Annotated in this window: 22 protein-coding genes; 15 read left to right on the forward strand and 7 right to left on the reverse strand. The window is 55.9% G+C overall.

All coding sequences use genetic code 11. The annotated features are described in order from the left end of the window. The first annotated feature begins 78 nt into the window (after positions 1–78). Genes CRO33_RS17330 through CRO33_RS17340 form a run of 3 tightly spaced genes read left to right on the forward strand, consistent with a single transcriptional unit; the run spans position 79 to position 3,168 of the window. On the forward strand, positions 79–1,422 hold the full coding sequence (locus CRO33_RS17330; RefSeq protein WP_097118990.1) for an extracellular solute-binding protein: 1,344 nt from the start codon (positions 79–81) through the stop codon (positions 1,420–1,422). Between the two features lie 58 nt (positions 1,423–1,480). After that, positions 1,481–2,353: a carbohydrate ABC transporter permease gene (locus CRO33_RS17335; protein ID WP_038643559.1), complete on the forward strand. Its 873-nt coding sequence runs from the start codon at positions 1,481–1,483 to the stop codon at positions 2,351–2,353. After that, positions 2,353–3,168 (forward strand): carbohydrate ABC transporter permease, encoded by an 816-nt coding sequence (locus tag CRO33_RS17340; RefSeq protein WP_034826777.1) that lies wholly within the window; start codon positions 2,353–2,355, stop codon positions 3,166–3,168. The genes CRO33_RS17335 and CRO33_RS17340 overlap by 1 nt, the downstream gene beginning before the upstream one ends. A 104-nt stretch (positions 3,169–3,272) precedes the next feature. On the opposite strand, the gene CRO33_RS17345 is transcribed toward CRO33_RS17340, so the two are convergent. Next, positions 3,273–4,343 carry a tartrate dehydrogenase gene (locus CRO33_RS17345; protein ID WP_097118991.1) on the reverse strand — a complete coding sequence of 357 codons (1,071 nt, stop codon included), beginning with the start codon at positions 4,341–4,343 and terminating at the stop codon, positions 3,273–3,275. A gap of 84 nt (positions 4,344–4,427) precedes the next feature. Here CRO33_RS17345 and CRO33_RS17350 point away from each other — a divergent pair, with 84 nt between their 5' ends. The 4 genes from CRO33_RS17350 to CRO33_RS17365 all read left to right on the forward strand — a co-directional run bounded on the left by CRO33_RS17350 (position 4,428) and on the right by CRO33_RS17365 (position 8,878). Further along, positions 4,428–5,333 (forward strand): LysR family transcriptional regulator, encoded by a 906-nt coding sequence (locus CRO33_RS17350; protein WP_097118992.1) that lies wholly within the window; start codon positions 4,428–4,430, stop codon positions 5,331–5,333. A 254-nt stretch (positions 5,334–5,587) separates the two neighbouring features. Then, complete coding sequence (locus CRO33_RS17355) at positions 5,588–7,009, forward strand: sodium:solute symporter family protein (protein ID WP_097118993.1); 1,422 nt, start codon at positions 5,588–5,590, stop codon at positions 7,007–7,009. 1 nt (position 7,010) lies between these two features. Further along, the gene (locus CRO33_RS17360) at positions 7,011–8,204 is read left to right on the forward strand and encodes a sialidase family protein (RefSeq protein WP_097118994.1); all 1,194 of its coding nucleotides are present in this window, start codon (positions 7,011–7,013) and stop codon (positions 8,202–8,204) included. Continuing rightward, positions 8,201–8,878, forward strand: coding sequence for an SDR family NAD(P)-dependent oxidoreductase (locus CRO33_RS17365; RefSeq protein ID WP_058961842.1), 678 nt, complete (start codon positions 8,201–8,203; stop codon positions 8,876–8,878). The genes CRO33_RS17360 and CRO33_RS17365 overlap by 4 nt, the downstream gene beginning before the upstream one ends. A 192-nt stretch (positions 8,879–9,070) precedes the next feature. On the opposite strand, the gene CRO33_RS17370 is transcribed toward CRO33_RS17365, so the two are convergent. Then, positions 9,071–11,029: a sigma-54-dependent Fis family transcriptional regulator gene (locus CRO33_RS17370; protein ID WP_176505789.1), complete on the reverse strand. Its 1,959-nt coding sequence runs from the start codon at positions 11,027–11,029 to the stop codon at positions 9,071–9,073. Positions 11,030–11,226: 197 nt separating this feature from the next. Here CRO33_RS17370 and CRO33_RS17375 point away from each other — a divergent pair, with 197 nt between their 5' ends. The 4 genes from CRO33_RS17375 (at position 11,227) to CRO33_RS17390 (ending at position 15,672) form a co-directional block, all read left to right on the forward strand. Beyond that, a complete protein-coding gene (locus tag CRO33_RS17375; RefSeq protein ID WP_097118995.1) occupies positions 11,227–12,246 on the forward strand; it encodes a Gfo/Idh/MocA family oxidoreductase in 1,020 nt (339 codons plus the stop codon). Next, a complete protein-coding gene (locus CRO33_RS17380; RefSeq protein WP_097118996.1) occupies positions 12,246–13,025 on the forward strand; it encodes a TIM barrel protein in 780 nt (259 codons plus the stop codon). Before CRO33_RS17375 ends, CRO33_RS17380 begins: the two co-directional genes overlap by 1 nt. A 73-nt stretch (positions 13,026–13,098) precedes the next feature. Further along, complete coding sequence (locus CRO33_RS17385; protein WP_034826747.1) at positions 13,099–14,013, forward strand: substrate-binding domain-containing protein; 915 nt, start codon at positions 13,099–13,101, stop codon at positions 14,011–14,013. 207 nt (positions 14,014–14,220) lie between these two features. Then, on the forward strand, positions 14,221–15,672 hold the full coding sequence (locus CRO33_RS17390) for a methyl-accepting chemotaxis protein (RefSeq protein ID WP_097118997.1): 1,452 nt from the start codon (positions 14,221–14,223) through the stop codon (positions 15,670–15,672). 73 nt (positions 15,673–15,745) lie between these two features. Here CRO33_RS17390 and CRO33_RS17395 read toward each other — a convergent pair whose 3' ends face one another. The 3 genes from CRO33_RS17395 to CRO33_RS17405 all read right to left on the reverse strand — a co-directional run bounded on the left by CRO33_RS17395 (position 15,746) and on the right by CRO33_RS17405 (position 18,039). Then, positions 15,746–16,036: a DUF1330 domain-containing protein gene (locus CRO33_RS17395; RefSeq protein ID WP_097118998.1), complete on the reverse strand. Its 291-nt coding sequence runs from the start codon at positions 16,034–16,036 to the stop codon at positions 15,746–15,748. Beyond that, positions 16,036–16,917: a glutathione-dependent disulfide-bond oxidoreductase gene (yghU, locus tag CRO33_RS17400; RefSeq protein WP_038643540.1), complete on the reverse strand. Its 882-nt coding sequence runs from the start codon at positions 16,915–16,917 to the stop codon at positions 16,036–16,038. The genes CRO33_RS17395 and yghU overlap by 1 nt, the downstream gene beginning before the upstream one ends. A 102-nt stretch (positions 16,918–17,019) precedes the next feature. After that, complete coding sequence (locus CRO33_RS17405; protein WP_097118999.1) at positions 17,020–18,039, reverse strand: LacI family DNA-binding transcriptional regulator; 1,020 nt, start codon at positions 18,037–18,039, stop codon at positions 17,020–17,022. 100 nt (positions 18,040–18,139) lie between these two features. On the opposite strand from CRO33_RS17405, the gene CRO33_RS17410 reads away from it, so the two are divergent. Next, positions 18,140–19,150 carry a Gfo/Idh/MocA family oxidoreductase gene (locus CRO33_RS17410; RefSeq protein WP_097119000.1) on the forward strand — a complete coding sequence of 337 codons (1,011 nt, stop codon included), beginning with the start codon at positions 18,140–18,142 and terminating at the stop codon, positions 19,148–19,150. A 133-nt stretch (positions 19,151–19,283) separates the two neighbouring features. Here the strand turns inward: CRO33_RS17410 and CRO33_RS17415 are convergent, their stop codons facing one another. Both CRO33_RS17415 and CRO33_RS17420 read right to left on the reverse strand, forming a co-directional pair. After that, on the reverse strand, positions 19,284–20,165 hold the full coding sequence (locus CRO33_RS17415; protein WP_097119028.1) for a sugar phosphate isomerase/epimerase family protein: 882 nt from the start codon (positions 20,163–20,165) through the stop codon (positions 19,284–19,286). A gap of 16 nt (positions 20,166–20,181) precedes the next feature. Further along, entirely contained in the window at positions 20,182–21,219 is a 1,038-nt protein-coding gene (locus CRO33_RS17420) for a Gfo/Idh/MocA family protein (RefSeq protein WP_097119001.1), read from the reverse strand. A gap of 332 nt (positions 21,220–21,551) precedes the next feature. Between CRO33_RS17420 and CRO33_RS17425 the strand changes: the two genes are divergently transcribed. The 3 genes from CRO33_RS17425 to CRO33_RS17435 all read left to right on the forward strand — a co-directional run bounded on the left by CRO33_RS17425 (position 21,552) and on the right by CRO33_RS17435 (position 24,935). Beyond that, positions 21,552–22,577: a LacI family DNA-binding transcriptional regulator gene (locus CRO33_RS17425; protein WP_097119002.1), complete on the forward strand. Its 1,026-nt coding sequence runs from the start codon at positions 21,552–21,554 to the stop codon at positions 22,575–22,577. A gap of 254 nt (positions 22,578–22,831) precedes the next feature. After that, positions 22,832–23,755, forward strand: a complete 924-nt coding sequence (locus tag CRO33_RS17430) for a TIM barrel protein (RefSeq protein WP_097119003.1) — start codon at positions 22,832–22,834, stop codon at positions 23,753–23,755. Between the two features lie 10 nt (positions 23,756–23,765). After that, a complete protein-coding gene (locus CRO33_RS17435) occupies positions 23,766–24,935 on the forward strand; it encodes a Gfo/Idh/MocA family protein (RefSeq protein WP_097119004.1) in 1,170 nt (389 codons plus the stop codon). The last annotated feature ends 17 nt before the right edge of the window (positions 24,936–24,952 follow it).

Below are 24,952 nucleotides of genomic sequence, written 5' to 3' on the forward strand. Positions count from 1 at the left end.
ATTGCTGCTGAATCAACCTGCCAGGACATGCAGGTGTCGCGATGAAGGGATGCCAGTCATCTGTTGGAGAAACCGAGCATGATGTGTGATTCAACCAAACGTCCGTCCCGTATGAAAAGCTCACTGCGCAGTGTGTCGCGTCTGGTTTCAGCCGGGATTTTGCTCGGTGCGACCCTGGCGACGGCACAAGCGGTCACGCTGAACGAATGGGATATTTATAACTATCCGCAGCAAACCGAAGCCGTGGATGAAGCGGTTAAAGCGTTCCAGCAGAAGAATCCGGGCATTACCATCCAGCGCTCGGTGCACTCTTTTGAAGACACACGCATTCCACTGAAGCTGGCGCTGACTGCCGGTGATGGCCCGCAAATCGCGCAGGTCAATCAGGGCGGTGGCGATATGGGTTCGCTGGTGAAAGACAAACTGCTGTGGCCGCTGGACGATTATGCCAAAACTTACGGCTGGACCACGCGCTTCCCGGATTCGATCCTCAAGCGTAACCGCTGGTCTGATAAGCAAGACTTTGGTAGCGGCAAACTGTATGGCGTGGCGAGTCTCGGTGAAATGGTGGGTCTGTATTACAACAAGGCGCTGCTGGACAAAGCGGGTGTTGCGATACCGAAAACCCTGCCTGAACTGGAAGCGGCAATGGAGAAACTGAAAGCCGCGGGTACGCCGCCGATGATGCTCGGCCTGCTGGATGGCAATATGGGCCAGCAGTTGCTGAGTACCGTATGGGAAGCACAGATTGAGAGTAAAGATCGCAAAGCCCTCGACGATCTGATTTACGACGTCGGCGGCACCTTCAAAGACGACAAGCTGGTGAAAGCGGCGAGCATGATGAAAAGCTGGAAAGACAAAGGCTACTTCTTCCCTGGCTTCGAAGGCATTGGCCATGATGATGCGGCCACGCTGTTCCAGAATGGTCAGGCCGCGTTCCTGGTGAGCGGCACCTGGTATCTCGGCCAGTTTAAAGACAATAAAGATGTGCACTTCGCGGCGATGCCGATGGGTGAGGGGGTACAGCATGCGCTAATGGTGGGCGGTACCGATCTGGCGTTCTCGATCACCAACACCGCGAAAACCAAAGAGCAGCAGGATGCGGCGGCCAAATTTATCGACTACATCGTTTCCGATGAGATGGCTAACCGCTGGTTGAAAGTGGGCTTCCTGCCGGCGGGTACCAGCAAGAATGCACAAATCCCTGCGGATAACCCGTTGCTGGCGGAGACGTATCAGGTATGGGTGACCCTCAACGAGCATGATGGCCTCGGCCATTATCTGGACTGGGCCACGCCGACCATGAATGCTGAGCTGAATCAGAACGTGCAGCTGTTACTGGCCGGAAGACAGACGCCGGAGCAGATGGTCACCAATTTCGACAACAACTATCAACGTTACCTGAAAACCCTGAAGCACTGATGACGTCCGGCCCGACAGCAATGCCGGGCCGTGAATTAGCCTGCAAGCGAGTAAGGTTATGCTGAACAAATCTGCCTGGCGCAATGCGCTCTATCTTCTGCCTGCCGTACTGGTCTATGCGGTGTTTTTACTCCTGCCGCTGCTGGCCTCGCTCGGCATCAGTTTCACCGAGTGGGATGGCACCTCCTTGCCGATTTTCACCGGTATCAGCAACTACGTGCGCATGTTCCAGGATCCGGTTTTCTGGGTGGCGCTCGGTAACAACGCGCTGCTGATGTTGTTTTACACCTTACTGCCGATTGGCGTCGGTCTGCTGTTGTGCAGCTTCCTGTATGAAACGCGCAACGGCAAAGAGCGCAGCGTATTGCGTATTCTGTTTTTCCTGCCTTACATCATGCCGATGGCGGTATTGGGCGTGGTGTGGCGCTGGCTGTATAACCCCGCGTTTGGTCCTATCGATCAGTTCCTGCGCGCGATTGGCTTGCCGCAGTTGGCTCTGTCGTGGCTGGGGGATTTCACCTGGGCGTTACCGGCCGTGGGTTTTGTCGCCACCTGGTATTTCTTTGGATTCTGTCTGGTGCTGTTTATGGCTGGATTACAGCGCATGGATCCCTCGCTATTAGAAGCCGCCGATTTGGATGGTTCTTCACGGCGTCAGAAGTTTATGCGTATCACGCTGCCCTCACTGCGCCCGGAACTGCGCATTGCGCTGCTGCTGACGGTGATTGCCAGCCTGAAGGCCTTCGATCTGGTGTATGTGATGACGCAAGGTGGGCCGGGCACCTCGACCATGGTGACCAACATCTTTATGTATAAGCAGGGCTTTGATCTGCACTACTTTGGCTACGCGTCTGCGGTTGCCGTGTTCAGTATGTTGATTGTGCTGATGATCAACGCCTGTATTCATTTTGCTATTCGGGAGCGTCACTGATGCGCGGTACGCCTGTTGTCTCACGCGCACTGATTTGGATTGTCGCGCTGATGACCATCCTGCCGTTTTTAATGGCGCTGATGACTTCGTTCAAAACGCAGATGGAGCTGTTTCAGGGCGTGTTCACGCTGCCTTCATCGCTGAACTTTAAAAATTACGTGACGGCCTGGCAGCAGGGGCACTTCAACGTCTACTTTATGAACTCGGTGCTGGTAGTGATTCCGGTGGTAATCAGCAGCATTTTGCTAGGGATTCTGGCGGGATTTGGTTTTGCCTGGCTGAAAATCCCTGGTAAGAAGGTGATAGCGGCGATGCTGGGTCTGGGCATGGTGCTACCGAGCGAGGCTTTCATTATCCCGCTCTACCACGAACTGCGCTGGATGGGGCTGACGAACACGTATCTGGCGCTGATCCTGCCACAAATTGCCTTATCACTGCCGTTTACCACGTTGATGATTGCCACTGCACTGCAGCAGGTGCCACGCGAACTGGTGGAAGCGTCAGTGATGGACGGCGCATCCCGGCGCAAAATCCTGTGGGGCATTCTGGTGCCCGCCATCTGGCCCACGCTATCAACGCTGGCGCTGCTGCTGTTTATCTGGACGTGGAATGAGTTCCTGATTCCGCTGATTCTGGTCAACAAGGATGAACTGCGCACTTTGCCAATCGGCATGATGTTTTTCCAGAACAAAAACACCATTGATATTCCAGTGCTAATGGCGGGCGCGATGATTGTGATCATGCCGCTGGTGGCGGTGTTTCTGGTGTTCCAGCGCAAGTTTATCAGCGGAGTGACGGAAGGGGCGGTGAAGTAGGGGTGCGCCAGAGCACGACTCTGTGAGCACCTGCAACTGCGAACATTACAGGCCGTGGCCATTGGGGCGCCCGAGTTGATAGCGGGCGCATCCGTTAAGCCTATTTAAAGCGCTGCTGCGATCGCCGCACCCAACTCTTCCGTTGAGGCGCTGCCGCCGAGGTCGCGCGTCAGGTTAGAACCGGCGGCCAGGGTGCGCTCAATGGCATCCAGCACGGCGGCACCCGCTTCGGCGTAACCGAGGTGCTCCAGCATCATCGCACCACACCAGATCTGTCCAATCGGGTTTGCCACGCCTTTGCCCGCGATATCCGGCGCTGAGCCATGCACCGGCTCAAACAGACTCGGGAATTTCCCTTCCGGGTTGATGTTCGCGGAGGGCGCAATACCGATGGTGCCGGTACAGGCCGGGCCGAGATCCGACAGAATGTCGCCAAACAGGTTGCTGGCCACCACCACATCAAACCAGTCCGGATGCAGCACGAAGTTCGCGGTCAGAATATCGATATGATACTTATCGACTTTCACTTCCGGATAGCTCTGTGCCATGGCTTCAACGCGGCTGTCCCAATACGGCATGGTGATGGCAATGCCGTTGGATTTGGTGGCAGAGGTCAGGTGCTTTTTCGGACGCTTCTGCGCTAACTCGTAGGCAAACTTCAGGATGCGATCGACGCCGACGCGCGTCATCACAGTTTCCTGAATCACCACTTCGCGGTCGGTGCCAGGGAACATGGTGCCGCCGACGGACGAGTACTCGCCCTCGGTATTTTCACGCACCACGTAGAAATCGATATCGCCGGGCTGACGATTGGCCAGCGGCGCTTTGACGCCCGGCATCAGGCGAACCGGACGCAGGTTGACGTATTGATCAAATTCGCGGCGGAACTGCAGCAGCGATCCCCACAGCGACACGTGATCCGGTACCACATCCGGCCAGCCCACCGCGCCAAAATAGATGGCATCAAACTGGCTGAGGGTGGCGAACCAGTCATCCGGCAACATCTTGCCGTGCTCTTGCCAGTATTCAGCGCTGGCGAAGTCAAACCATTGCCACTCCAGAGAAATATCGAATTTCTTTGCCGCTGCATCCATTACACGGATGCCTTCTGGCATCACTTCTTTGCCAATGCCATCGCCAGGGATGACGGCGATTTTGTAGGTTTTGCCGCTCATAGGGTTCTCACAGGTTGCTGTTGATGTTCTGAACGCAGTATAACCATGCATCACCGGGAAATAATTAGCCTGAGCGGCAAGCCAATGTTGAATAAAAGTAGAGAATCGCGCACTTCGACTGATGATCTGGCCTTCTTTGTGCGCGTCGCCGCGCTGGAGAGTTTAACCGCTGCGGCGCGTGAGCTGGGGTTGTCGCTGCCCGCCGTCAGCAAACGTCTCAGCCACCTTGAACAGCGTCTGGGGGTGCAACTGCTTAAACGCACCACGCGGCGGCTGGAGCTCACCGCTGAAGGAAAACGCTATCTGGAAGGGGCTCGCCCTTTGCTCGATCAACTGGCGGAGCTGGAGGAGTCGGTCAGCAGCCAGGCGGCGGTGCTGCGTGGCAGCCTGAACATCAACGCCTCGTTTGGATTTGGACGCCGCCATGTTGCCCCTTGCGTGTCGCGCTTTGCGGCGCTGCATCCTGAAGTCTCGTTATCACTACAGCTCAGCAGCCAGCCACTGAATTTCATCGATTCACACATCGACATTGATATCCGCATAGGCGAACCGCCCGATGCGCGACTCATCGCGCGCAAGTTACGCACCAATCCACGCGTGCTATGCTGCGCCCCGATTTATGCGCAACGTCACGGCCTGCCTGACAGTATTGTGGCGCTGGCGCAGCACAACTGTATTTTGCTACGCCAGTACGAAAGCGATTTCGCATTGTGGCGATTGAGTGATGGCCAGCAGCAGGTGACGCAAAAAGTGCAGGGCAGCCTGATCACCAACGATGGTGAAGTGGCGATGCAGTTAGCGATGGATGGGCACGGCATTTTGTTGCGATCCTGGTGGGATGCCCAGCACATGATTGAGCGTGGCGATCTGCTGCATGTGCTGCCCGCATGGAGCAGCGCGGACGGGGATATTTTTGCCGTATGGCGGCCACAGCGTCAGTTACCCGCCCGCATTAGCGCCTTTGTGGATTTTTTGCAGTCCGCCTTGTAACTATTAAATAATATTTGATTATTTATAATCATCATTGACTGTTTGTGAGCATGATCAAACAAATCATTGGCTATTTAGCCTATAAATTGCCCTGCTTATGCGTGAATTCATTCTCATGTGAGTGAAATAAATCAATGAGCATAAACAGGGTTGCCTTTGTGCACAGACACTAAAATAACAAAACAGGCAACCTCATTAACGGCAAGCGTGAAGCCCAGCGCAGGCCACGACCCTACGTTATCAATGAGGCTAAAATGAAACAGTTTTCTGCAGAAGGGATGATGATTATTGTCGGGATCGTCATCGCGTATATTCTGTTTACCACCTGGCTGACCTGGCGCCTGCGCAGTAAAAACAGCGGCGACTTTATGGCGGGATCCAACGTGATGCCGGCTTTTGTTGTGGGTGTGATGTTAATGTCTGAGTACATTGGCGCAAAATCGACCATTGGTACCGCCCAGGCGGCGTTTGAAGGTGGGTTTGCCGCATCCTGGTCGGTGATTGGTGCCGCGATTGGCTTCCCGCTGTTTGGATTCCTGCTGGTTAAGCGTATTTATAACACCGGAAAAATCACCATTTCGGGTGCGATTGCTGAACGTTACGGCAACTCAACCAAGAACATCATTTCCCTCATCATGATCTATGCGCTGCTGCTGGTGAACGTGGGGAACTATGTGAGCGGCGCAGCGGCGATCTCGACCGTGTTGAACCTCGATCTCACCACGGCGGCCGTGATCACCGCAATCGTCAGTACCTTCTACTTTATGTTCGGTGGCATGAAGGGCATTGCCTGGGTCACGCTGCTGCACAGCGGACTGAAATATATCGGTATCCTGATCATTCTCGGCGTCGCACTGCATATGACCGGCGGCGTTAGCCCGATGATCAAAGAGATGCCGCATTTCTACTGGACGTGGGACGGTAATATCGGGGCCAGCACCATATTTGCCTGGATGATTGGCACCATCGGTTCGATTTTCTGCACCCAGTTTGTGATTCAGGCCATCGCTTCCACCAAAAGTGCCGCATCCGCTAAGCGTGCAACCTGGGTTGCCTTCTTCTTTTGCATGCCGATTGCGATTGCCATTGCGTTGATTGGCGTGGCGGCGAAGTACCTGCATCCGGATATCAAAAGCCTGTATGCACTGCCGGTGTTTCTGCAGGATATGAGCCCATGGCTGGCGGGGATTGTGACCACCTCGCTGGTGGCCTCCATCTTCGTCAGTGTCAGTACTGTGGCGCTGGCGATTGCCTCGCTGGTGGTTAAAGATTTCTATGTGCCGTATCGCAACCCGACGCCAGAGCGTGAATTCCGCATGACGCGCTGGTTGTCGCTGCTGATTGGTTTCCTGCCGTTAATTCTGGTGCTGTTCGTCCCCGAGGTGCTGAAGCTCTCCTTCTTCACCCGCGCGATTCGTCTGTCGATCTCGGTGGTGGCGATTATTGCCTTCTACCTGCCGTTCTATAAAAGTACCCGAGGGGCGAATGCCGGTCTGATTGGGGCTTGCGTGGTCACCACCGTCTGGTATCTGCTCGGCGATCCGTTCGGCATCAACAATATGTACGTGGCGTTGATTACGCCTGCAGTGATCATGGTGATTGATCGCCTGATCCCTTCGGTACAAACGCACGACAAAAAAGCACCAAAATCTTCAATGCAAAACAGTGGAGCCTGAAATGACCGATTCAACGATTACCGTCGAACGTAACGGTAACCTTCATCCGCACGCGCAGGATGCGCAGCAGCTCACGGCGATGCTGCCTTCGGTCTGTCCGCAGAATCATGCCGCTAATCTGCTGCCGCTGCCCAACGGCGATCTGCTGTGTGTCTGGTTTGGTGGTACGCAGGAAGGGATTGCCGATATCTCCGTGTGGTGCTCGCGCCTGGAACAAGGCGGCAGCCAGTGGAGTGAGGCGCAGAAACTTTCTGATGATTCGACGCGCTCTGAGCAGAACCCGGTGCTGTTCCTCGATCCTGACCAGGTATTGTGGCTGTTATGGACAGCGCAGAAGTCCGGTAATCAGGACACGGCGATTGTGCGCTATCGCCAGTCACGTGATTTTGGCCGCAGCTGGAGCGCCATCGACACGCTGCTCGATCAACCCGGCACCTTTATTCGCCAGCCGATTACGGTGTTACCGAATGGCAACTGGCTGTTGCCGGTGTTCTATTGCCGCACTCAGCCGGGCGTAAAATGGGTCGGTAATGACGACATTAGCGCGGTAAAAATCTCCAGCGATAAAGGCAAAAGCTGGCGCGATGTGGCGGTGCCGGATAGCCTCGGCTGCGTGCACATGAACATTACTTTATTGCAGGATGGCAGTTTACTGGCGCTGTATCGCAGTCGTTGGGCAGACTTTATCTACCAAAGTCGTTCTGTAGACGGTGGTGAAAGCTGGACTGCGCCGGCGGCGACGGAACTGCCGAACAACAACTCCTCAATTCAGGTGACCACGCTGAACAACGGCCATCTGGCGCTGGTGTTCAACGCCATGAGTGCCAAAGATGCCAGCGAGCGTCGCCTGTCGCTGTATGACGAAATCGAAGATGAGGATGAGGATGACGATGTGGCGGTGGCCGCTGAACCGGTGGTGCATAGCGGACGTACCGCGTTCTGGGGCGCACCGCGTGCACCGATGACGCTGGCCATCTCCCCGGATGGCGGCCAAAGCTGGCCGTGGCAGCGTCATCTCGATGAAGGCGACGGCTACTGCATGACCAACAATTCGCAGCAGAAGCTCAACCGCGAGTTCTCCTATCCCAGCATCAAGCAAAGTGAGGACGGCGCACTGCATATCGCCTACACCTATTTCCGTCAGGCGATTAAGTACGTCCGCGTTAACGAAGCGTGGGTGAGGGGCGAAAAATGAGTCGACACGCGCTGGTCACGGGTGTCAGTTCAGGTATTGGCGCGGCGATTGCCGATCATCTGCTGGCGCAGGGCTGGCAGGTGACGGGGTTCAGTCGCACACTGGTCAAGAAAGATCATCCGGGCTTTACCTCGGTGAGCGTGGATCTGTTCGATGCCAGTTTGCTGAAGCAGGCGCTGGCCGCTTTGCCAAAGGTGGATGCGCTGGTGCATGCCGCAGGCATGATGGCGGCAGCGCCGCTCGGCGATCTCGATGAGGAGCAGAGCGCGCGCCTGTGGTATCTGCATGTGCAGGTGGCGCAGATCATGGCGAACGCGTTGCAGCCGCAGATGACGCAGGGCGATCGTATTTTGCTGATCGGCAGTCGCACCTCACGCGGCGCCGCTCATCGCAGCCAGTATGTCAGCACCAAAGCGGCAATGGTTGGGATGGCGCGCAGTTGGGCGGCTGAATTAGCGCCGCAGGGGATCACCGTGAATGTGATCGCGCCCGGTGCCACTGAAACGCCCATGTTGCTGCAACCTGGCCGTGCCAGTTCACCACCCAAGCTGCCGCCCATTGGGCGCTACATCAAGCCGGAGGAAGTGGCGGCGCTGGCGGGTTTTGTGCTGTCCCCCGCTGCTGATGCAATAACCGGGCAGGAATTGGTTATCTGCGGTGGAGCGTCGTTGTAAATAGCGATTCGTGTTGTTATCCGCAGCTGATGCAATCACCGGGCAAGAGTGAATGATTTACGGTAGAGCGTCATTGTAGATAGCGGTCAATATGCTCCCCCCTCATCCGTCTTCCCTGAATCCCGTCCGGGGTTCAGGGAGTGTTGGGACGAGAGCGGGTGGGCTAAAGGAAGCACATGAACCCTTTTTAACCTATCTCCCTCGCAATGCCGTGACATCCACCTGCCAGACATTCAGTTTGTTATACAGCGCGGTACGTGAAATCCCCAGTTGCTGTGCTGACTGGCGCAGGTTGCCTTTCTGCTCACTCACCACCTGCAATACATGCTGACGCTCATTTTCCTGCAATGATGTTAAAACGCTGGATTGTGGCGGCGAGACGCGCTGCGTCATCTCTTCCGGCAAATCCGGCTTGCCAATCTCCAGCCCTTCACACAAATTCACCATGCGTTCGACCAGGTTCTCCAGTTCACGCACGTTGCCCGGCCAGTGCCACGTCTGCAAGCAGTGCATGGCTTCAGACGACACCTGCGGCGCGATACGTTTCAAGCGGGTACAGAGCGCCTGAATAAACGTATTCACCAGACCTGGAATATCTTCCTGACGTTCTCGCAACGGCGGAATGGCTAATGAAATCACGTTAAGACGGTAATACAGGTCGCGGCGAAAGGCGCCTTTTTCCACCGCATCCAGCAGATTACAGTGGGTGGCGGCAATGATGCGCACATTGACCTTAAGCGGATGCGCGGCGCCAATACGCACCACTTCACTCTCTTGTAATACGCGGAGCAGGCTGGTTTGCGCCTCCAGCGGCATTTCGCCAATTTCATCCAGAAACAGCGTGCCGCCATCCGCCAGCTCGAATTTTCCCGCGGAGCCGCCGCGCCGGGAACCGGTGAATGCGCCATCGACATAACCAAACAGTTCGCTCTGCACCAGGTCACGCGGCAGGGCGCCGCAGTTGAGGGCGATAAAGGGTTCCTGATGTCGTGGGCTGGCGTTATGGATCGCCTGCGCGAACAACTCCTTGCCGGTGCCGCTTTCACCGCTTAACAGCACGGTGCTATCTGTGCGGCTGCTGGCGCGTGCCTTCTGAATGGCTTGCTGCACGCGCGGAGCGTGGCCGCGGATCATCTCAAAGGTATAACTGGCGCTGACGCCCATTACCTGCCGCGTAATCGCCCGGATGCGCTGGTTCTCGCGCAGAGACAGCACACGTCCACCATCGGGTGCCGGCATCAATGAAATCAGACAGGAGAGGGGCTGCACGCCGTCCGGGATAAACTGCAACTCACGGTCATTACAGAATGGCATGGTCAGCAGCGATCCTCCCTGGGGTTGCAGTAACACATCAATCGGCCCGGCTTGAGGATCGAGACCACTAAAGATCTGCCGCGCATAGCGGTTTAACGTTTTGATCCGTCCGTGGCGATCGCAGACGATCACGCCCTCATTCAGGGTTTCCAGGATCGACTGTTGTTCTGCCAGCAAACTGCGCAACATTAATTGTTGTCCCACCGCTTCTGCAGCGGCCTGTACCGTGCCCAGCGTGTGCGCATTAAAGTTATCCGGTGTGGCGGTGAGTGTGAGCACGCCGAGCAGTTGGCCGCTGGCATCTCGAATCGGCGCGGCTGCGCACTGGTAGTGGCGCTTACGCAGATCGATCTTCCAGTTTTCCCCGCTCAACACATACACCAGCCGTTGCTCAATCAGGCAACGAGCTGTGCAGTTGGTGCCGAGCACCTCTTCGCTCAGGATGCTACCAATCGGCGTCAAATCAGCGCCGCAAAAATGCAGCGTGACACCTTGCGCGTCGGTGAGGTTGATATGGCCATCCGGGTTATAGGCCAGCAGGTTTTCCATTACGTTACGCGCCACCGCAATCAGCTCGGCATTGTGCGCCAGGATGGCCTTCAGCTCATCCGCAGGAGGCGAAGTGTAGATGAAGGTGTGTGGATCGATGGCGCGCTGCTGCGATCGCTGCCATGACTGCAAAATACTGCGCCGCATCCAGCCCGGTTGTTCCCCCCGGACAAAGCTGTGCCAGCCCTGCCAGAGCAAGGTATCCCATTCGCCCGCTTCAGCCCCTTCCGGCAGGCTGAAAATCGGGTCGCTTTCATCTTTAAACGGCAAACGTTCGCTGGCGCGCATCAGAGGCTCCTGGTCAATCTGGAATGTCCATTTTATTGACATGTGAAGTTGACATGTAAAGTTTATGACCAATTCAAAACGCAACGCTGTGTGGTTCCTCACATAAATTGCCCCTTTTTAGTTGGCATCTGGATTGCAATGAAATGCCTATCTCACCTGTCCCGAACGGACATATCCAAAACAGTAAGGAATGATTTATGACATTTCATCTTCAACCGGTACGTGTTGGTCTGATTGGCGCAGGGCGAATGGGCAGCTTCCACGCCGAGAATCTGGCATATCGCGTCCCCGGCGCCACGCTGGCAGCTGTCGCCGATCCGCAGCCCGGTGCAGCGGAAAAGCTCGCCAGCAAGCTGGGTGTCGCGAAAGCCTATAGCGATTTGCATGCGCTGCTACTCGATCCTGAAATTGATGCGATTGCCATTGCGGCGCCCGCTCGCACCCATGCCGAGTGGGTGATTGCCGCTGCGAATGCCGGTAAGCACGTATTTTGTGAGAAGCCAATGGCGGTCACGCTGGAGGAAGCTGACCGCGCGATTGCCGCCGCCAAAAGCGCAGGCGTAGTGTTGCAGGTGGGCTTTAATCGCCGTTTCGATACGGGTTTTGCGGCGGCGATTGCGGCAGTGAAGGCAGGCGAGAACGGTATTACGCAATTGAGCCGTTCTGTAACGCGCGATCCGGCGCTGCACGATCCGTCGCGCATCCCGCAGTGGACCATTTATCTCGAAACGCTGATCCATGATTTCGACACCCTGCTGCATTTCAACCACGGGGCGAAGCCGGTGGAAGTGTATGCCATCGCCGATGCGCTGGTGCGGCCGGACTTCAAAGATAAAGGCTTACTGGATACTTCGGTGGTGACCATTCGCTTTGATAACGGAGCGATTGCCATCGCAGAGGCCAACTTCCAGGCGGTGTACGGCTACGACGTGCGCGGCGAAGTGTTTGGCAGTAAGGGGATGTTGCAGGCGGGCCATATCACCTCTTCTAACTGTGTGCGCTACAGCGCCAGCGGCATCAGCATGGAGACCTCGCGCATGGATTCGGATCTGCTGCGCGATGCCTATGTGGCGGAGATGATCGAATTTGCCCGCTGTATCCGCACCGGCGAAACACCGCGTGCCACCGGCGAAGACGCGCGCAATGCGCTGGAGATTGCGCTGGCCTGTATTGAATCGGTCACCCACAACCTGCCTGTCAAAGTAGGAGCGCGCTAATGGCTGCTTATCAACTCTCGGTTTGTGCCGAAATGGTGTTCCTCGATCTGCCATTTGTTGAGCGTGTGAAACGCATTCACGCGCTGGGGTTTGGCGTTGAAATCTGGGGATGGGCCAATAAAGACATTGATGCGTTGGTGGCGACCGGTGCGCGATTCACCTCCATGACCGGCTACCTCACTGGCAATCTCACCGATGATGACGAGATCCAGCAGCTCTTGCAGAGTGCCGAAGCCTCGCTGGCGGTGGCTGAACGGCTTAACTGCCCTGGATTAAATTTGCACGGCACCGGGCTGGATGACAAAGGCTTGCCGGTCAAACCCGTGGAAGTGGTAACCGGTGCGATGTGGCTGAAAGCGGTCGATACCTTGCGCAAAGTGGCGCAACTGGGCGAACGCGCCGGGCGCGTGTTCACCCTGGAAAACCTCAACCTGCCGGTCGATCACCCCGGCACCCCGTTCGCGCTGGCCGCCGATACCCTGGCGCTGGTGGAAGCGGTCAACAGCCCGGCGCTAAAGATGAATCTCGACCTTTACCATGCGCAGATTGGCGAGGGGAATTTGATTGAGCTGATTCGCCGCAGCGGTTCCGTCATTGGTGAAGTTCAGGTGGCGGATGTACCGGGTCGCCAGCAGCCGGGCACCGGCGAGATCAACTATCGCGCCATCGCGCGTGCACTGCAGGAAGTGGGTTACAGCGGTACGGTGGCGATGGAGGGCTGGGCCAGCGGTGACAGCACCGCCGCGCTAGAGCAGTTCCGCGATCACTTCACGATTTAAGCGTTTTACCGCCGGGTATTTGCCTGTTGCCCGGCGTCATAACAATAAAACCTCAACCTACAGGAATCACCTCATGAACATCCGAAACATCGTGCTTTGTCTGTGCTCGCTGCTGCTGAGTTTGAGCGTCAGTGCGAAAACCTTCACCGTCGGCGTTGCGCTGGCCAACTTCGACCTTAACTTTGTCTCGATTCTGCGTACGCAGATGCAGGCAGAGCTAAAAGCCAATCAGCTCAACGGCCAGTTCGTGGATGCCAAAGGAGATGTGGCACTGCAAGTACAGCAGGTTGATGATTTTATTAACCAGGGCGTGGACGCCATCATCCTTAATCCCGTCGATACGCAGGGCGTGTTGCCGATGATCACCGCCGCGAAAAACGCCAATATCCCGCTGATTTTCGTCAATCGTAAGCCAGAAGTGAAACTGCCGGGCGACATGGCTTATGTGGGTTCTGACTCTGCATTGGGCGGGGAAATGCAGATGGAAGCGTTAGCGAAGAAGATGAATTACAAAGGTAATGTGGCGATTCTGATGGGCGCACTGTCCAATGAAGAGGCGCGCGAGCGCACCCGTGCGGTCGAAGCGGTGATCGCCAAATATAAAGACATGAAGGTGATTGAGAAGCAGACCGCCAAGTGGCAGCGCAATGAAGCCGTGGATGTGGTATCGAGTTGGTTGCTGAACCAGCGTCCGATCGATGCGATTGCCGCTAACAATGATGAAATGGCGATTGGTGCCATCATGGCGCTCAGTCAGGCGAAAAATGAAAAAATTCTGGTCGCGGGAATCGATGGCACGCCTGATGGACAGCAGTTTGTGAAGAACGGCAAGATGACACTGACCATTTTCCAGGACGCTAAAGGTCAGGCAACCGGTGCAGTACAGGTGACGAAGGCACTGCTGGATAAACAGAAAGTGCAGGAGTACAACTGGGTGCCGTATCAGACCATCACTCCGGAAAACTACGCGCAGTTTGCTGCAAAGTAAGTTGAGCGTCATGGCACAGGCGCACGACGTTGCGCCTGTGCTGCCCGGGAAATCATCGCATTCAAGTGAACCTGCTCACATCCTTCTCTTTCAATTATTCACGGTCCTAAACTTTCCCATTAACGCGCCGATAATTTCACCACTCAGTCTGAGCACTTTGCCCTGACGTTTGGGCATCTTAATCAACCTCTGGTGTGGAAAATTGCCATGATCGCAACGCCCTTGTCAGGCCCGGATGCCGCGCCGGTGGAGATGGTTTCGCTGCGACGTATTGCACAGCGCGCAGATAGCCTTGCGGTGATCCTCAACTGGGGATTGTGGCCGATTGCACTCGGCGTTGGGTGGATGAATGACAGTTTAACCGTAGCGCTGATTGCTGGCCTTGCGTTGGCACTGCTGTCGACCTTCTTTGGCACCGTCCTGAGCGGCACGCTGACTTCAAGGTTGGTGCTCTCAGCCCTGTTGATCGGCTGGGCAGGTTTACTGATTCAACTCGGCGGTGGTGAAACCGAATATCACTTCTCGGTATTTGTGTTGATGTCGGTGCTGCTGGCGTGGCGCGACATCCGTCCACTGATCATGGGCGCGGCGGCAGCGGCCACGCATCACATTCTGTTTAATTATCTGCAGGAAAACGATCTTTTCGGCGTGGTGGTGTTCCATCATCCGGGCTGGGACATGGTGGTGTTTCATGCCCTGTTTGTGGTGGCGCAGACCGCCATCTTGCTGGTGATTGCGAGTCAGATGGCCGCCGATGCACGTTCCGCGAGTGAAGTCGCGGAGCTAGCCTCACGGATCAATCAGCAGGCCGGGTATCTGACGCTGAATGCGGATAGCCAGCAGAGTGAAAGCCCGTTCGCCCGCACCTTCAGTACCACGTTGGGCACCATGCATGGCACGCTTCATCAGGTGAGTCTCGGCGTGAGCGCCTTGTTGACGGAGTCTGAAAGTATATTGCAACGCAACGCTGAACTGTCGACCCGCACCGATGAACAGGCGCAGGCACTGGAAGTCGCGGCCAGTGCGATGACGGAAATCAGCATTGCTGCCAGCTTAACGCGTGACAAAGCACAGAGTGCAAGCGAACTCGCGCGGGATGCACGTGCGGTGGCCACGCACGGAGAGGAAAATATCCAGTCGGCGATGAGCTCAATGGCGAAAATCAGCGAAGAGTCACAGCGGGTGAAAGTGATTTTAGCATTGATCGACGGCATCGCTTTCCAGACCAATATTCTTTCTCTGAATGCTTCAGTAGAAGCGGCGCGCGCCGGCAGTCAGGGGCGTGGTTTTGCCGTGGTGGCAAGCGAAGTGCGCAATCTGGCGATGCGCAGCGAGAATGCTGCGCGCGAAATTCGCCAACTGATGGATGCCAGCAGCCTGAGCACCGAACATGGCACCGTGCAGATTGAACATGCTGCACAGACCATGCGTGATATTCACAGCAGCATCAGCGGATTGTCACAGCTGGTCACCGAGTTGTCTGAGATGAGTGAACAGCAGAATTTGAGCATCGAGCAGATTCAGCAGAGCATCAACAGCATCGATCACAGCGTGCATCACAACGTTCAGCACGTGGCGGAAACCTTGCAAGTGGCGCATCAGCAGCAACAGCAGGCGAATCGGTTGCAGCAGGCGATTGCGCTATTCAGACTGGATTGATCGGCGAGACGAGCAAATCTCGACCTCTCTGGCTGGCAGGGCGCACCGATTGAAGTGCGCCCCTGTTGGCAGATTAAGCCACACCCTTGACCAGTAACACGCGATAGTTCGCGCCTTTGACCCGATGGGCTTTCGCTTCCTGATACGCCGGGCTGTGGTACCAGGCTTTTGCTGCATCAATATCCGCAAATTCCAGCACCACTACGCCTTCCGCCTCACGGCCTTCCAGCACTTCAAGATCGCCATAAAATGCCAGCGGCGTGATCTGATGATCGCCGCGTGCCTCACCGGCTTTCTGCGCGTAGGTCGTCAGCTCATCTTTATCCAGCGTTTCGTCTTTAATCATCACCACATAAGCGGCCATTACTGCTCTCCTCGCGCCTGACGTTTGTCTTCGGTGTTGGTATCGAAATCAGAGGCATCGTGGCGTTCCAGCAGTTGATCCTGTGGTTCGGCACCAAATGCCTTATTCACTTTGCGACCCCGAATCACCGCTGGACGCTCAGCGATCTCTTTAGCCCAGCGCACCACGTTTTTGTACGACTGCACATCAAGGAACTCGCCGCCGCCATAGATGTTGTTCAGCACCAGGTTGCCGTACCACGGCCAGGTGGCGATATCGGCGATGGTGTATTCCTCACCGGCGAGGAAACGGTTATTGGCGAGCTGACGATCCAGCACATCCAGCTGACGCTTGGCTTCCAGCGTGAAGCGGTTGACGGCGTACTCGATTTTTTCTGGTGCGTAGAAATAGAAGTGACCATAGCCGCCGCCAAGGTAAGGCGCAGAGCCCTGCAGCCAGAACAACCAGTTCAGGGTTTCGGTGCGGCCTGCAATATCCGCCGGGATGAAGTGACCAAATTTCTCGGCCAGATACAGCAGAATGTTGCCTGATTCGAACACGCGCAGCGGTGGCGTGACTGAGTGGTCACTCAGTGCCGGAATTTTGGAGTTCGGGTTCACGTCAACGAAACCGCTGGAGAACTGATCGCCATCACCGATGCGAATCAGCCAGGCATCGTATTCGGCTTCTTTTGCCCCGACGGCCAGCAACTCTTCCAGCAGGATGGTGACCTTCTGGCCGTTTGGCGTCCCCAGTGAATAGAGCTGCAGCGGATGTTTGCCCACCGGCAGGGTCTTCTCATGCGTCGGCCCGGCGAACGGACGGTTGGTTTTTGCGCCGTTACCTTTGGCTTCCGGGTCCCAGGTCCAGACTTTCGCGGGCTGATACTGATTTTCCGACATAATGATTTCGCCTTGTTGTGATTGCGTTTTTTGCTGCTACTGAGTGTAGCAGCGACAGATGAAGGCGATTTAACCGCGCTGGCGGTGAGATGCAAAGTGTGATTATGCGAAGTTCTCTTGCGTAAACAGCATAAAGTCGACTTTGCCGGACTGGTAGGTATCGGGCTGTTCGCTCTCTTCGAGATGTTTTAGCAATAAGGTCAGCGCCAGCTGGGCATGGCGCAGGGTGTTTTGGTCGAGTGTTAGCGTCAGCACGCGCTTCTCAAAAAGCTGGCGCGTGGTGGCATAAAGTTCATGCGTCACGTACACCACTTTGCCGCCGAGTCGATGGCGTGCCAGCGCATCGTGAATCTGCGTATTGCCGAGGCCGGTGTTGTAGAGTCCGACGATATTTTGCGATCCGGCCAGGGTTTTCTCCAGCAGGCGGCTAATGCGATCGCGTTCATCCTGCCCGGCCAAAACTTCCCGTAACCTGAGCTGCGGAAAACGCTCCGCCAGCACGGTTTGAAAACCTTCAATGCGCTGACGATGCGCCGAATAGTCGGCGCGGCCACTCACCAGCACCACATCGCCCGGTGCTTTGATCATACTGCCCAGCATCAACCCGGCGGTGCGTCCGGCTTTGTATTGATCGATGCCGACGTGACACAGGCGTGCCGCATTGGGCAGATCTGTGACCATGGTGATCACCGGTACGCCGCGTGCCTGACACGCCGCTAAGGCATCATAAATCAACGGATTTTCATGGGCGAAAACGATCAGCGCATCCATCTTTTTACTGCTGGCCGCAATGTGTGCCGCCAGCTTCTCGGGGGCGTTTTCCGGGATCAGCGTGCGATGCAGGCGCAGGCGACGATAGCCCAGCTCATCAGCCAGTCGGGCAAAGTCCTGTGCCAGCTGCTGGAAGAAGAACGAGCCATTGCCGCTGAGCAGCACTTCAATCTGCCAGCTGTGGCGATGCTCCTCTGGCAAAATACGCTTTAAACCCGCATCCCGCGCCGCCTGCAGAATTTTTTTTGTCATCGCCGGGGACACACCACCGCGATCGTTGAGTACCCGATCAACCGTGGCCACGCCCACGCCTACTTGCTTCGCCAGCTCCGCCAGCGTCAGTGCTTTCATCTGAGGTAATTCCATCAAAAACCGCGTACAGCTAGCCTGCCAGAAAGCGCTATTTTGACAACATCGGCTATTCCGAAGTGTGAACAAAAGGAGCGTTAAAATGCGGACTCCGCAACGTTTTGCCTTGATTGGCAGTGGATTTATCGGCCAGGTGCACGCTGCCAACCTGGCAGCGCATCCCGGCGTTGAGCTGGCGCTGGTGTGTGATATCGATGCGTCGCGTGCCGAAGCGGTGGCACAGCGCTATGGCGCAAAAGCGGCCAGCGTGCAGCAGGCGCTGAGCAGTGATGGGATCGACGCGGTGCTGATCGCCAGCGCTACGCCAACCCATGCCGAACTGCTGGAGCAGGCGGTGCTGGCGGGCAAAGCGGTGTACTGCGAGAAACCGATCGACCTGTCGTTGCAGCGCGCGCGGGAAGTCGTGGAAAAAATCACTCCGGTGCAGGTTCCCGTTACCGTCGGCTTTAACCGTCGTTTCGACCAGAGTCATCAGCAACTTAAATCCCAGCTGAAACAGGGGCTGATTGGTCGTACCGAGCTGATTCAGATGGTGTGCCGCGCGTCAGAATTACCGCCGATCAGTTATCTGCAAGCTTCTGGCGGCCAAATGCGCGATCAGGCGATCCACTTTTTTGATCTGCTGCGCTGGCTGACAGAAGATGAAGTCAGCACCGTTGGCGCACTCGGTGCCGCACTGGCGATGCCGGAGATCCGTGATTTTGATGTCGATACTTCGGTGCTGATCATGCGCATGCAGCAGGGCGCGCTGGCGCAATTGGATAACACGCGCCGCACGGCTTACGGCTACGACGAACGCATCAGCGTGATGGGCAGTGAAGGGATGCTGGCTTCAGAGAGCCAGTCAGCGCGGGGTGCCACCCTTTATCAGGGTAAAGGCATCACTCAGCCCGGCTTGTATGCAGACTGGTTTAGTCGGGTGAAAGAGACCTACTACACCCATCTGGATGCGTTTGTACGCCACATCGGCGGAGAGAAAATCGAAGGGCTGCCGGGATTGATCGACGGTCTGCGCGCGCAGGCGATTGCCGAGGCGGCACAGTTATCGCTGACGCGAGGTGAATTTACAGAAGTGGAGAGGGTGGCAATCTAATCCAACGCACTCTCGTAGGCGGGAGTGCTTGTTGGTGGAGAGAATCTTCCATTCAGCTCATGTGTTGAGCACTGGCACGATTTCTTCCCCCTCTCACGATGAGAGAGAGGGGGGAAAGTGCCGTGGGCCGGGTCTATTTCAGCAGCTCACGCTCAATTAATTCACGCGTTTCCACCGCCTGATACTTCATCTTTTCCGGATAGCCAAACAGCGCCGCCGAGATAATCGACTCTCCCCCGACTTTATAGGTGCGGTGGGCGAAATCCATCTCGCGCAGCGCTTCAAACAGCGCATCGAAGTTCACTTCCCCTTCACCCACCGCCACGTGCTGGTGGATGGTGGCATCGACACCCGGGGGGTTGACGATATAGCGGCAGTGCTTGGTGTGGTTCATGGTATCGGCAATCAGCATATGCGACAGATCGTCGCCCGCGTAGTGCAGCATGTTTTTCACATCACCCACGCCTTTGTCGTAATAGAAGGTATGAGGCGCGCTGTAGATGTATTTAACGTTGTCGCTGCGGAACGATTTGACGATATCTGCCGTTTCGTTGCTTTGTTCGCAGAAATCCCACGGATGTGCCTGAATTTCGACGCGGATACCTTCACGTTCGATAATTGGCAGTAACTCATCCATCGAGCGATAGAACATCTCTTCACAAATCTCCGGCTCGTTCGGGTTGCCGGAGAGTTCGGTATTGATCACCTGCACCCCCATCTCGACGGCGATCTCGATCATGCGTTTCCAGTTCTTCACCGCCGCCTGACGACGCAACTCGTCCGGGCCTGACCAGCGATAAACCGTGATAAACGATGAGATTTCCACGCCAGTGGCATTTAGCGCATTTTTGTACTCGCGCATGATTTCCCGGCTGGCTTTCGGGTGTTTATAAAACGGATTGATCTGTGGATGGGGCGATTGTTCGATGTACTTGTAACCCCATTCGGCCACCTGATGCACCATGCGTGTGATGCCCATTTCTCTGATGACATCTACATCAAAAGCGATTTTCATATTGTTCTCCTGATCGTTAAGCGGTGCGCTCTTCATTAAACACCACACCGATCTGCTTCCTGACTTCATCCATGGCGTGCAGCGTGGCCAGTGAGGTGGCCAGCGGACGGACAGGCGAATCAAGCAGCCCCTGGTGGATACACCAGGCGGTATGTTCGATTTCATGACAGAGCTGAATATAGCGATTAGTCGGTTCTTCCCAGCGCAGCGTATGGCGGCCATCGCTGGAAGTGAGACGGAAATTGCCCGGCGCATAGAACTGGCCGTCGAGATAAAGCGTGGCATCACGACCGGCGATCACGGCAGTGCCCGGTGTGTTGCTGAACAGCGTGGTGTTGAGCACTGAGTGCATGCCGTTGCCGTGGGTCAGCAGCATTGATGTTTGCCCATTCACACCGCCAGGTGCAGGCTGGCCTTGCGCCACAATGCTGTCGGGTGCGCCGCCGACCAGCACGCTGAAGCCGATCAAATAGCTGCCAAGATCCAGCATCGGCCCGCCCGCCAGATCGAGATTGAAAATGCGGTGATCCTGGGTGAAATATTCACCATGATCGGCGATCAATGTATGAACATCTCCTAACGCGCCATCGGCCAGCAATTGACGGATCACATCGTATTTCGGCGCAAAATCACACCACATCGCTTCTACGCACAAGCGTTGTTGTTTGTGCGCTTCCTGCTGTAACTGCAACGCCTGCTGTGCATTGAGCGCCAGCGGCTTTTCAATCAGCACATGCTTGCCCGCTTGCAGCGTGCGCAGCCCATCAGGAAAGTGATGATTGTGCGGTGTGGCGATATACACCACATCAATGTCCTGGCGGCTCAGCAGTGCGTCAAGGCCTTCAACGGCGTGCGGGATATCCCATTTGCTGGCAAAAGCTTGTGCTTTCTCCAGACTGCGTGACGATACGGCCACCAGCTGTTGCTGAGTATGATGACGCAACGCATTGGCAAAGTGGTCGGCGATCCAGCCGGGTCCAACAATGCCCCAGCGCAGCGCGGGGATCTGGTTTTCAAGGGGACGGCGAGGTGCAGGTAGGGTCTGAGGGAACATATCATCTCCGTTATTATTGAGTCGTTCATGTGCCGGGAGCCGATAAGGCAGATCGCTTTCACTATAGAAAGGCGCGACCGCCGCCTCTATGGATTTACTGATGCAAATCCATCAGCCCTCACCTCTGTCCTCGAACAGGAAAATATCAAACATTTATTCCGGTAGGTAATTTAATGAAATGAATCATTTCATTTTTGCGATAACGATCAAATTACTGAGAGATTCTCTATCAAATATTGAGATTTGATGACGATTTACTCCGCAATGTCTTCGCACTCCCGGTCCATTTCGGGCATTATTTTGATAACTTACTATCAAACTGGAATCTGTTGATGAGCAAAATCACCATGAACGCTATCGCCAATGCGGCTGGCGTTGGCGTCGCCACGGTGGATCGGGTACTGAATCGGCGGGCTCCGGTTCGAGCGGCCACCGAGCAGAAGGTGTTAGAAGCTGCCAACCGACTGGGTTATCGCATGGCGCCGGTTATGCCTGTCAGCGCTGAGTCGCAGTCCGCGCACGTGACGCTGCGCATGGGTTTTGTGCTGCTATCAAAATCGTATTCGTTCTATCACTCGCTGACAGATGCCCTCAGACAACAGACGCAACCGTTGCATCCTGCGGGCAGTGAGCCACGGTTTTACTGGCATGACATTGATGATGTGGCAGCTGTGGTGGCCTCACTGCACAAGCTGGCGCAAGAGGTGGATGTGATTGGCTTAGTCGCGCTGGATCACCCACTGATCCGCCATGCCATCGAGCAGATATCACGCCAGGGCGTGCGGGTTTACGCCCTGTTCTCCAACTTCTCGCCCTGCGGACATGCGGGGTATTTCGGGTTGGATAATCAGAAAGCCGGACGCACTGCCGGTTGGGTGGCCTCGCATTTGCTGCATCAGCCGGGATCGGTGGGCGTGCTGGTGGGCGACCATCGTTTTACCTGTCAGGAGAGCTGCGAAATCAGCTTCCGCTCCTATCTGCGCGAGCAGGACAGCACCCGACGCGTATTAGAGCCGCTGAAAACCCATGAGTCGATTGATGGCGGCTATCACGCCACGCGTCAGTTGCTGGAAGAGCATGCCGATCTCGCCTTAATCTACGCGCCCTGTGGCGGTATTGAAGGCGTGATTCATGCGTTACGCCAGCAGCCGCAGCGCAAGGTGGCGTTAATCTGTCACGGCCCGGTGAAAGAGGGCGAACTGGCACTGATTGACGGCACAATCACCGTGATGATTCGCCATGAAATTGAGGAAATGGTGCGGCAATTTGTCCGCACGACTCAACAAACTGTCGAATCAGGGGAGCATTTCTCTCAGGTCACGCTGCCGTTTGAGATCATCACGCGTGAGAATCTTTAGCCTCTAAGCACCGAAATCTGGCGACGCGATGAGAAGCGTCAGCCTGATTCGCTCTCCGGCTGGCTGACCGGGAATGCGTTGGCAGTACTTGAGTGGTTGGCCTGAAAGTGGCGCCAGCTATGAATTTGATAGATTATCTATCATTTTAATGATAAAAAATAACATGATCGCTATCAAAAAATGAATGTTTCATGATTGCCGTGGGTGAAATTTTTATTTGATACTTGCGCTATCCAACACCGCAAGGAACGATCATGACGATTCACATTGCTAATGCGCCCTGCAGCTGGGGTGTCGACGATCCTAAAAACCCTTTCCTGCCGCCCTGGCAGAAAGTCCTGTCGGAAGCCGCTCAGGCCGGATACAAAAGCATTGAGCTGGGTCCGTGGACCTATCTGCCGACCGATGCCGCTGAACTGCGTCACCAGCTGGAAGCCCATCAGCTTTCACTGGTGGCGGGCACGATCTTTGACGATCTGGTCAGCGAAGCCAATTTCCCGGCGATGGTTGAACTGACACACAACATCTGTCGCAACCTGTCGCAGGTTCCTACTGCCGAGAAAACCCACGCGGATAATCTGCCCGCACCTTACCTGGTGATTATCGATTTCGGTAACCCTGAGCGTGCCAGATTTGCCGGGCAGTTAGATAAAGCGCCGCGCCTCTCCAGTGAAGAGTGGCAGCGCATGATGCAGCACATCACCACCCTGAGCCAGATTGCCTGGGATGAGTATGGCGTGCGCGCGGTGATCCATCCGCATGCGGGCGGCTGTATTGAGTTCGCCGACGAGCTGGAGCAACTGGTGCAGGACATTCCACACGAGGTAGCCGGTTTGTGTCTCGACACCGGGCATCTCTACTACTCCGGTATGGATCCGATCCCTTATCTGAGCCGTTACTGGGATCGCATCGATTACCTGCATTTTAAAGATGTGAATGACGCAGTCTGGCGCGATGTGATTGCGCGTGGCGTGGACTTCTTTGCCGCCTGCGCCGAAGGGGTGATGTGCCCGATTGGCAAAGGCGCGATTGATTATCCGGCAGTGCGCGCGTTTCTCGCTGAGCGCAACTATCAGGGCTGGATCACCATCGAGCAGGAGCGCGATCCGCGCAACGCCGACACTAGCCTGCGCGACGTCACTGCCAGCCTTCACTACCTGCAATCGGTCGGATTCTGAGGAGATCATCATGATTAACGGCATTAAAGCTCTGGATCGTTCACTGCGCTGGGGCATGGTGGGCGGCGGCGGTACCAGTCAGATTGGCTACATCCATCGTTCATCGGCACTGCGTGATGGCAACTTTGTGTTGCAGGCGGGGGCATTTGATCTTAACGCCGAACGCGGTCGTGCGTTTGGCGTATCACTGGGCGTCGACGCGAATCGCTGCTATCCGGATTATGAAACGATGTTTGCGGCGGAAGCGGCGCGTGCAGACGGCATCGAAGCCGTTTCGATTGCCACGCCGAACAATACCCACTTCACCATTTGCCGTGCGGCACTCAATGCCGGTCTGCATGTGGTGTGTGAGAAGCCTCTTTGCTTCACCACGGAAGAAGCGGACGAGCTGGAAAAACTCTGCGCCGAGAAGAAAAAGATCATCGGTGTGACTTACGGTTATGCCGGCCATCAGCTGATCCAACACGCGCGCGAGATGATCGCGGAAGGGCTGCTGGGTGAGATCCGCATTATTAATATGCAGTTCGCGCACGGCTTCCATAACGAAGCGGTCGAACTGCAAAACGAAAGTACCAGGTGGCGCGTTGATCCACGCTTTGTTGGCCCCAGCTATGTGCTGGGCGATCTGGCGACGCACCCGCTGTTTATCGCCGAAACCATAGTGCCGAAACTGCAGGTGAAACGTCTGTTGTGCAGCCGCCAGAGCTTCGTGAAAACCCGTGCGCCGCTGGAAGATAACGCCTTTGTGATGATGGAGTACGACAACGGTGCCGTCGGCACCATGTGGGCCTCGGCAGTGAACTGTGGCTCGATGCACGGCCAGAAAGTGCGGGTGATTGGTGAGAAGGCCAGTCTGGAGTGGTGGGATGAGCAGCCGAACCAATTGCGCTATGAAGTGCAGGGTGAGCCGCTGCAGATTCTGGAGCGTGGTATGGGCTATCTGCACAAAAGTGCGCTGACTGATGACCGTATCGGCGGCGGCCATCCGGAAGGGCTGTTTGAAGCCTGGTCAAATCTCTATCGCCGTTTTGCGCTGGCGATGGATGCCACCGATCGCGGTGATGAGGCGTTTCTGGCTGACTTCTGGTATCCCGATGTGCATGCCGGATTGATGGGCGTGCGTTGGGTAGAGCAGTGCGTGAAGTCAGCGGATGCCGGTGCGGTGTGGGTGGATTGCTGATTGAGATGAAGTCAACA

The organism is Pantoea sp. GL120224-02, assembly GCF_900215395.1.
GTDB lineage: Bacteria > Pseudomonadota > Gammaproteobacteria > Enterobacterales > Enterobacteriaceae > Pantoea > Pantoea communis.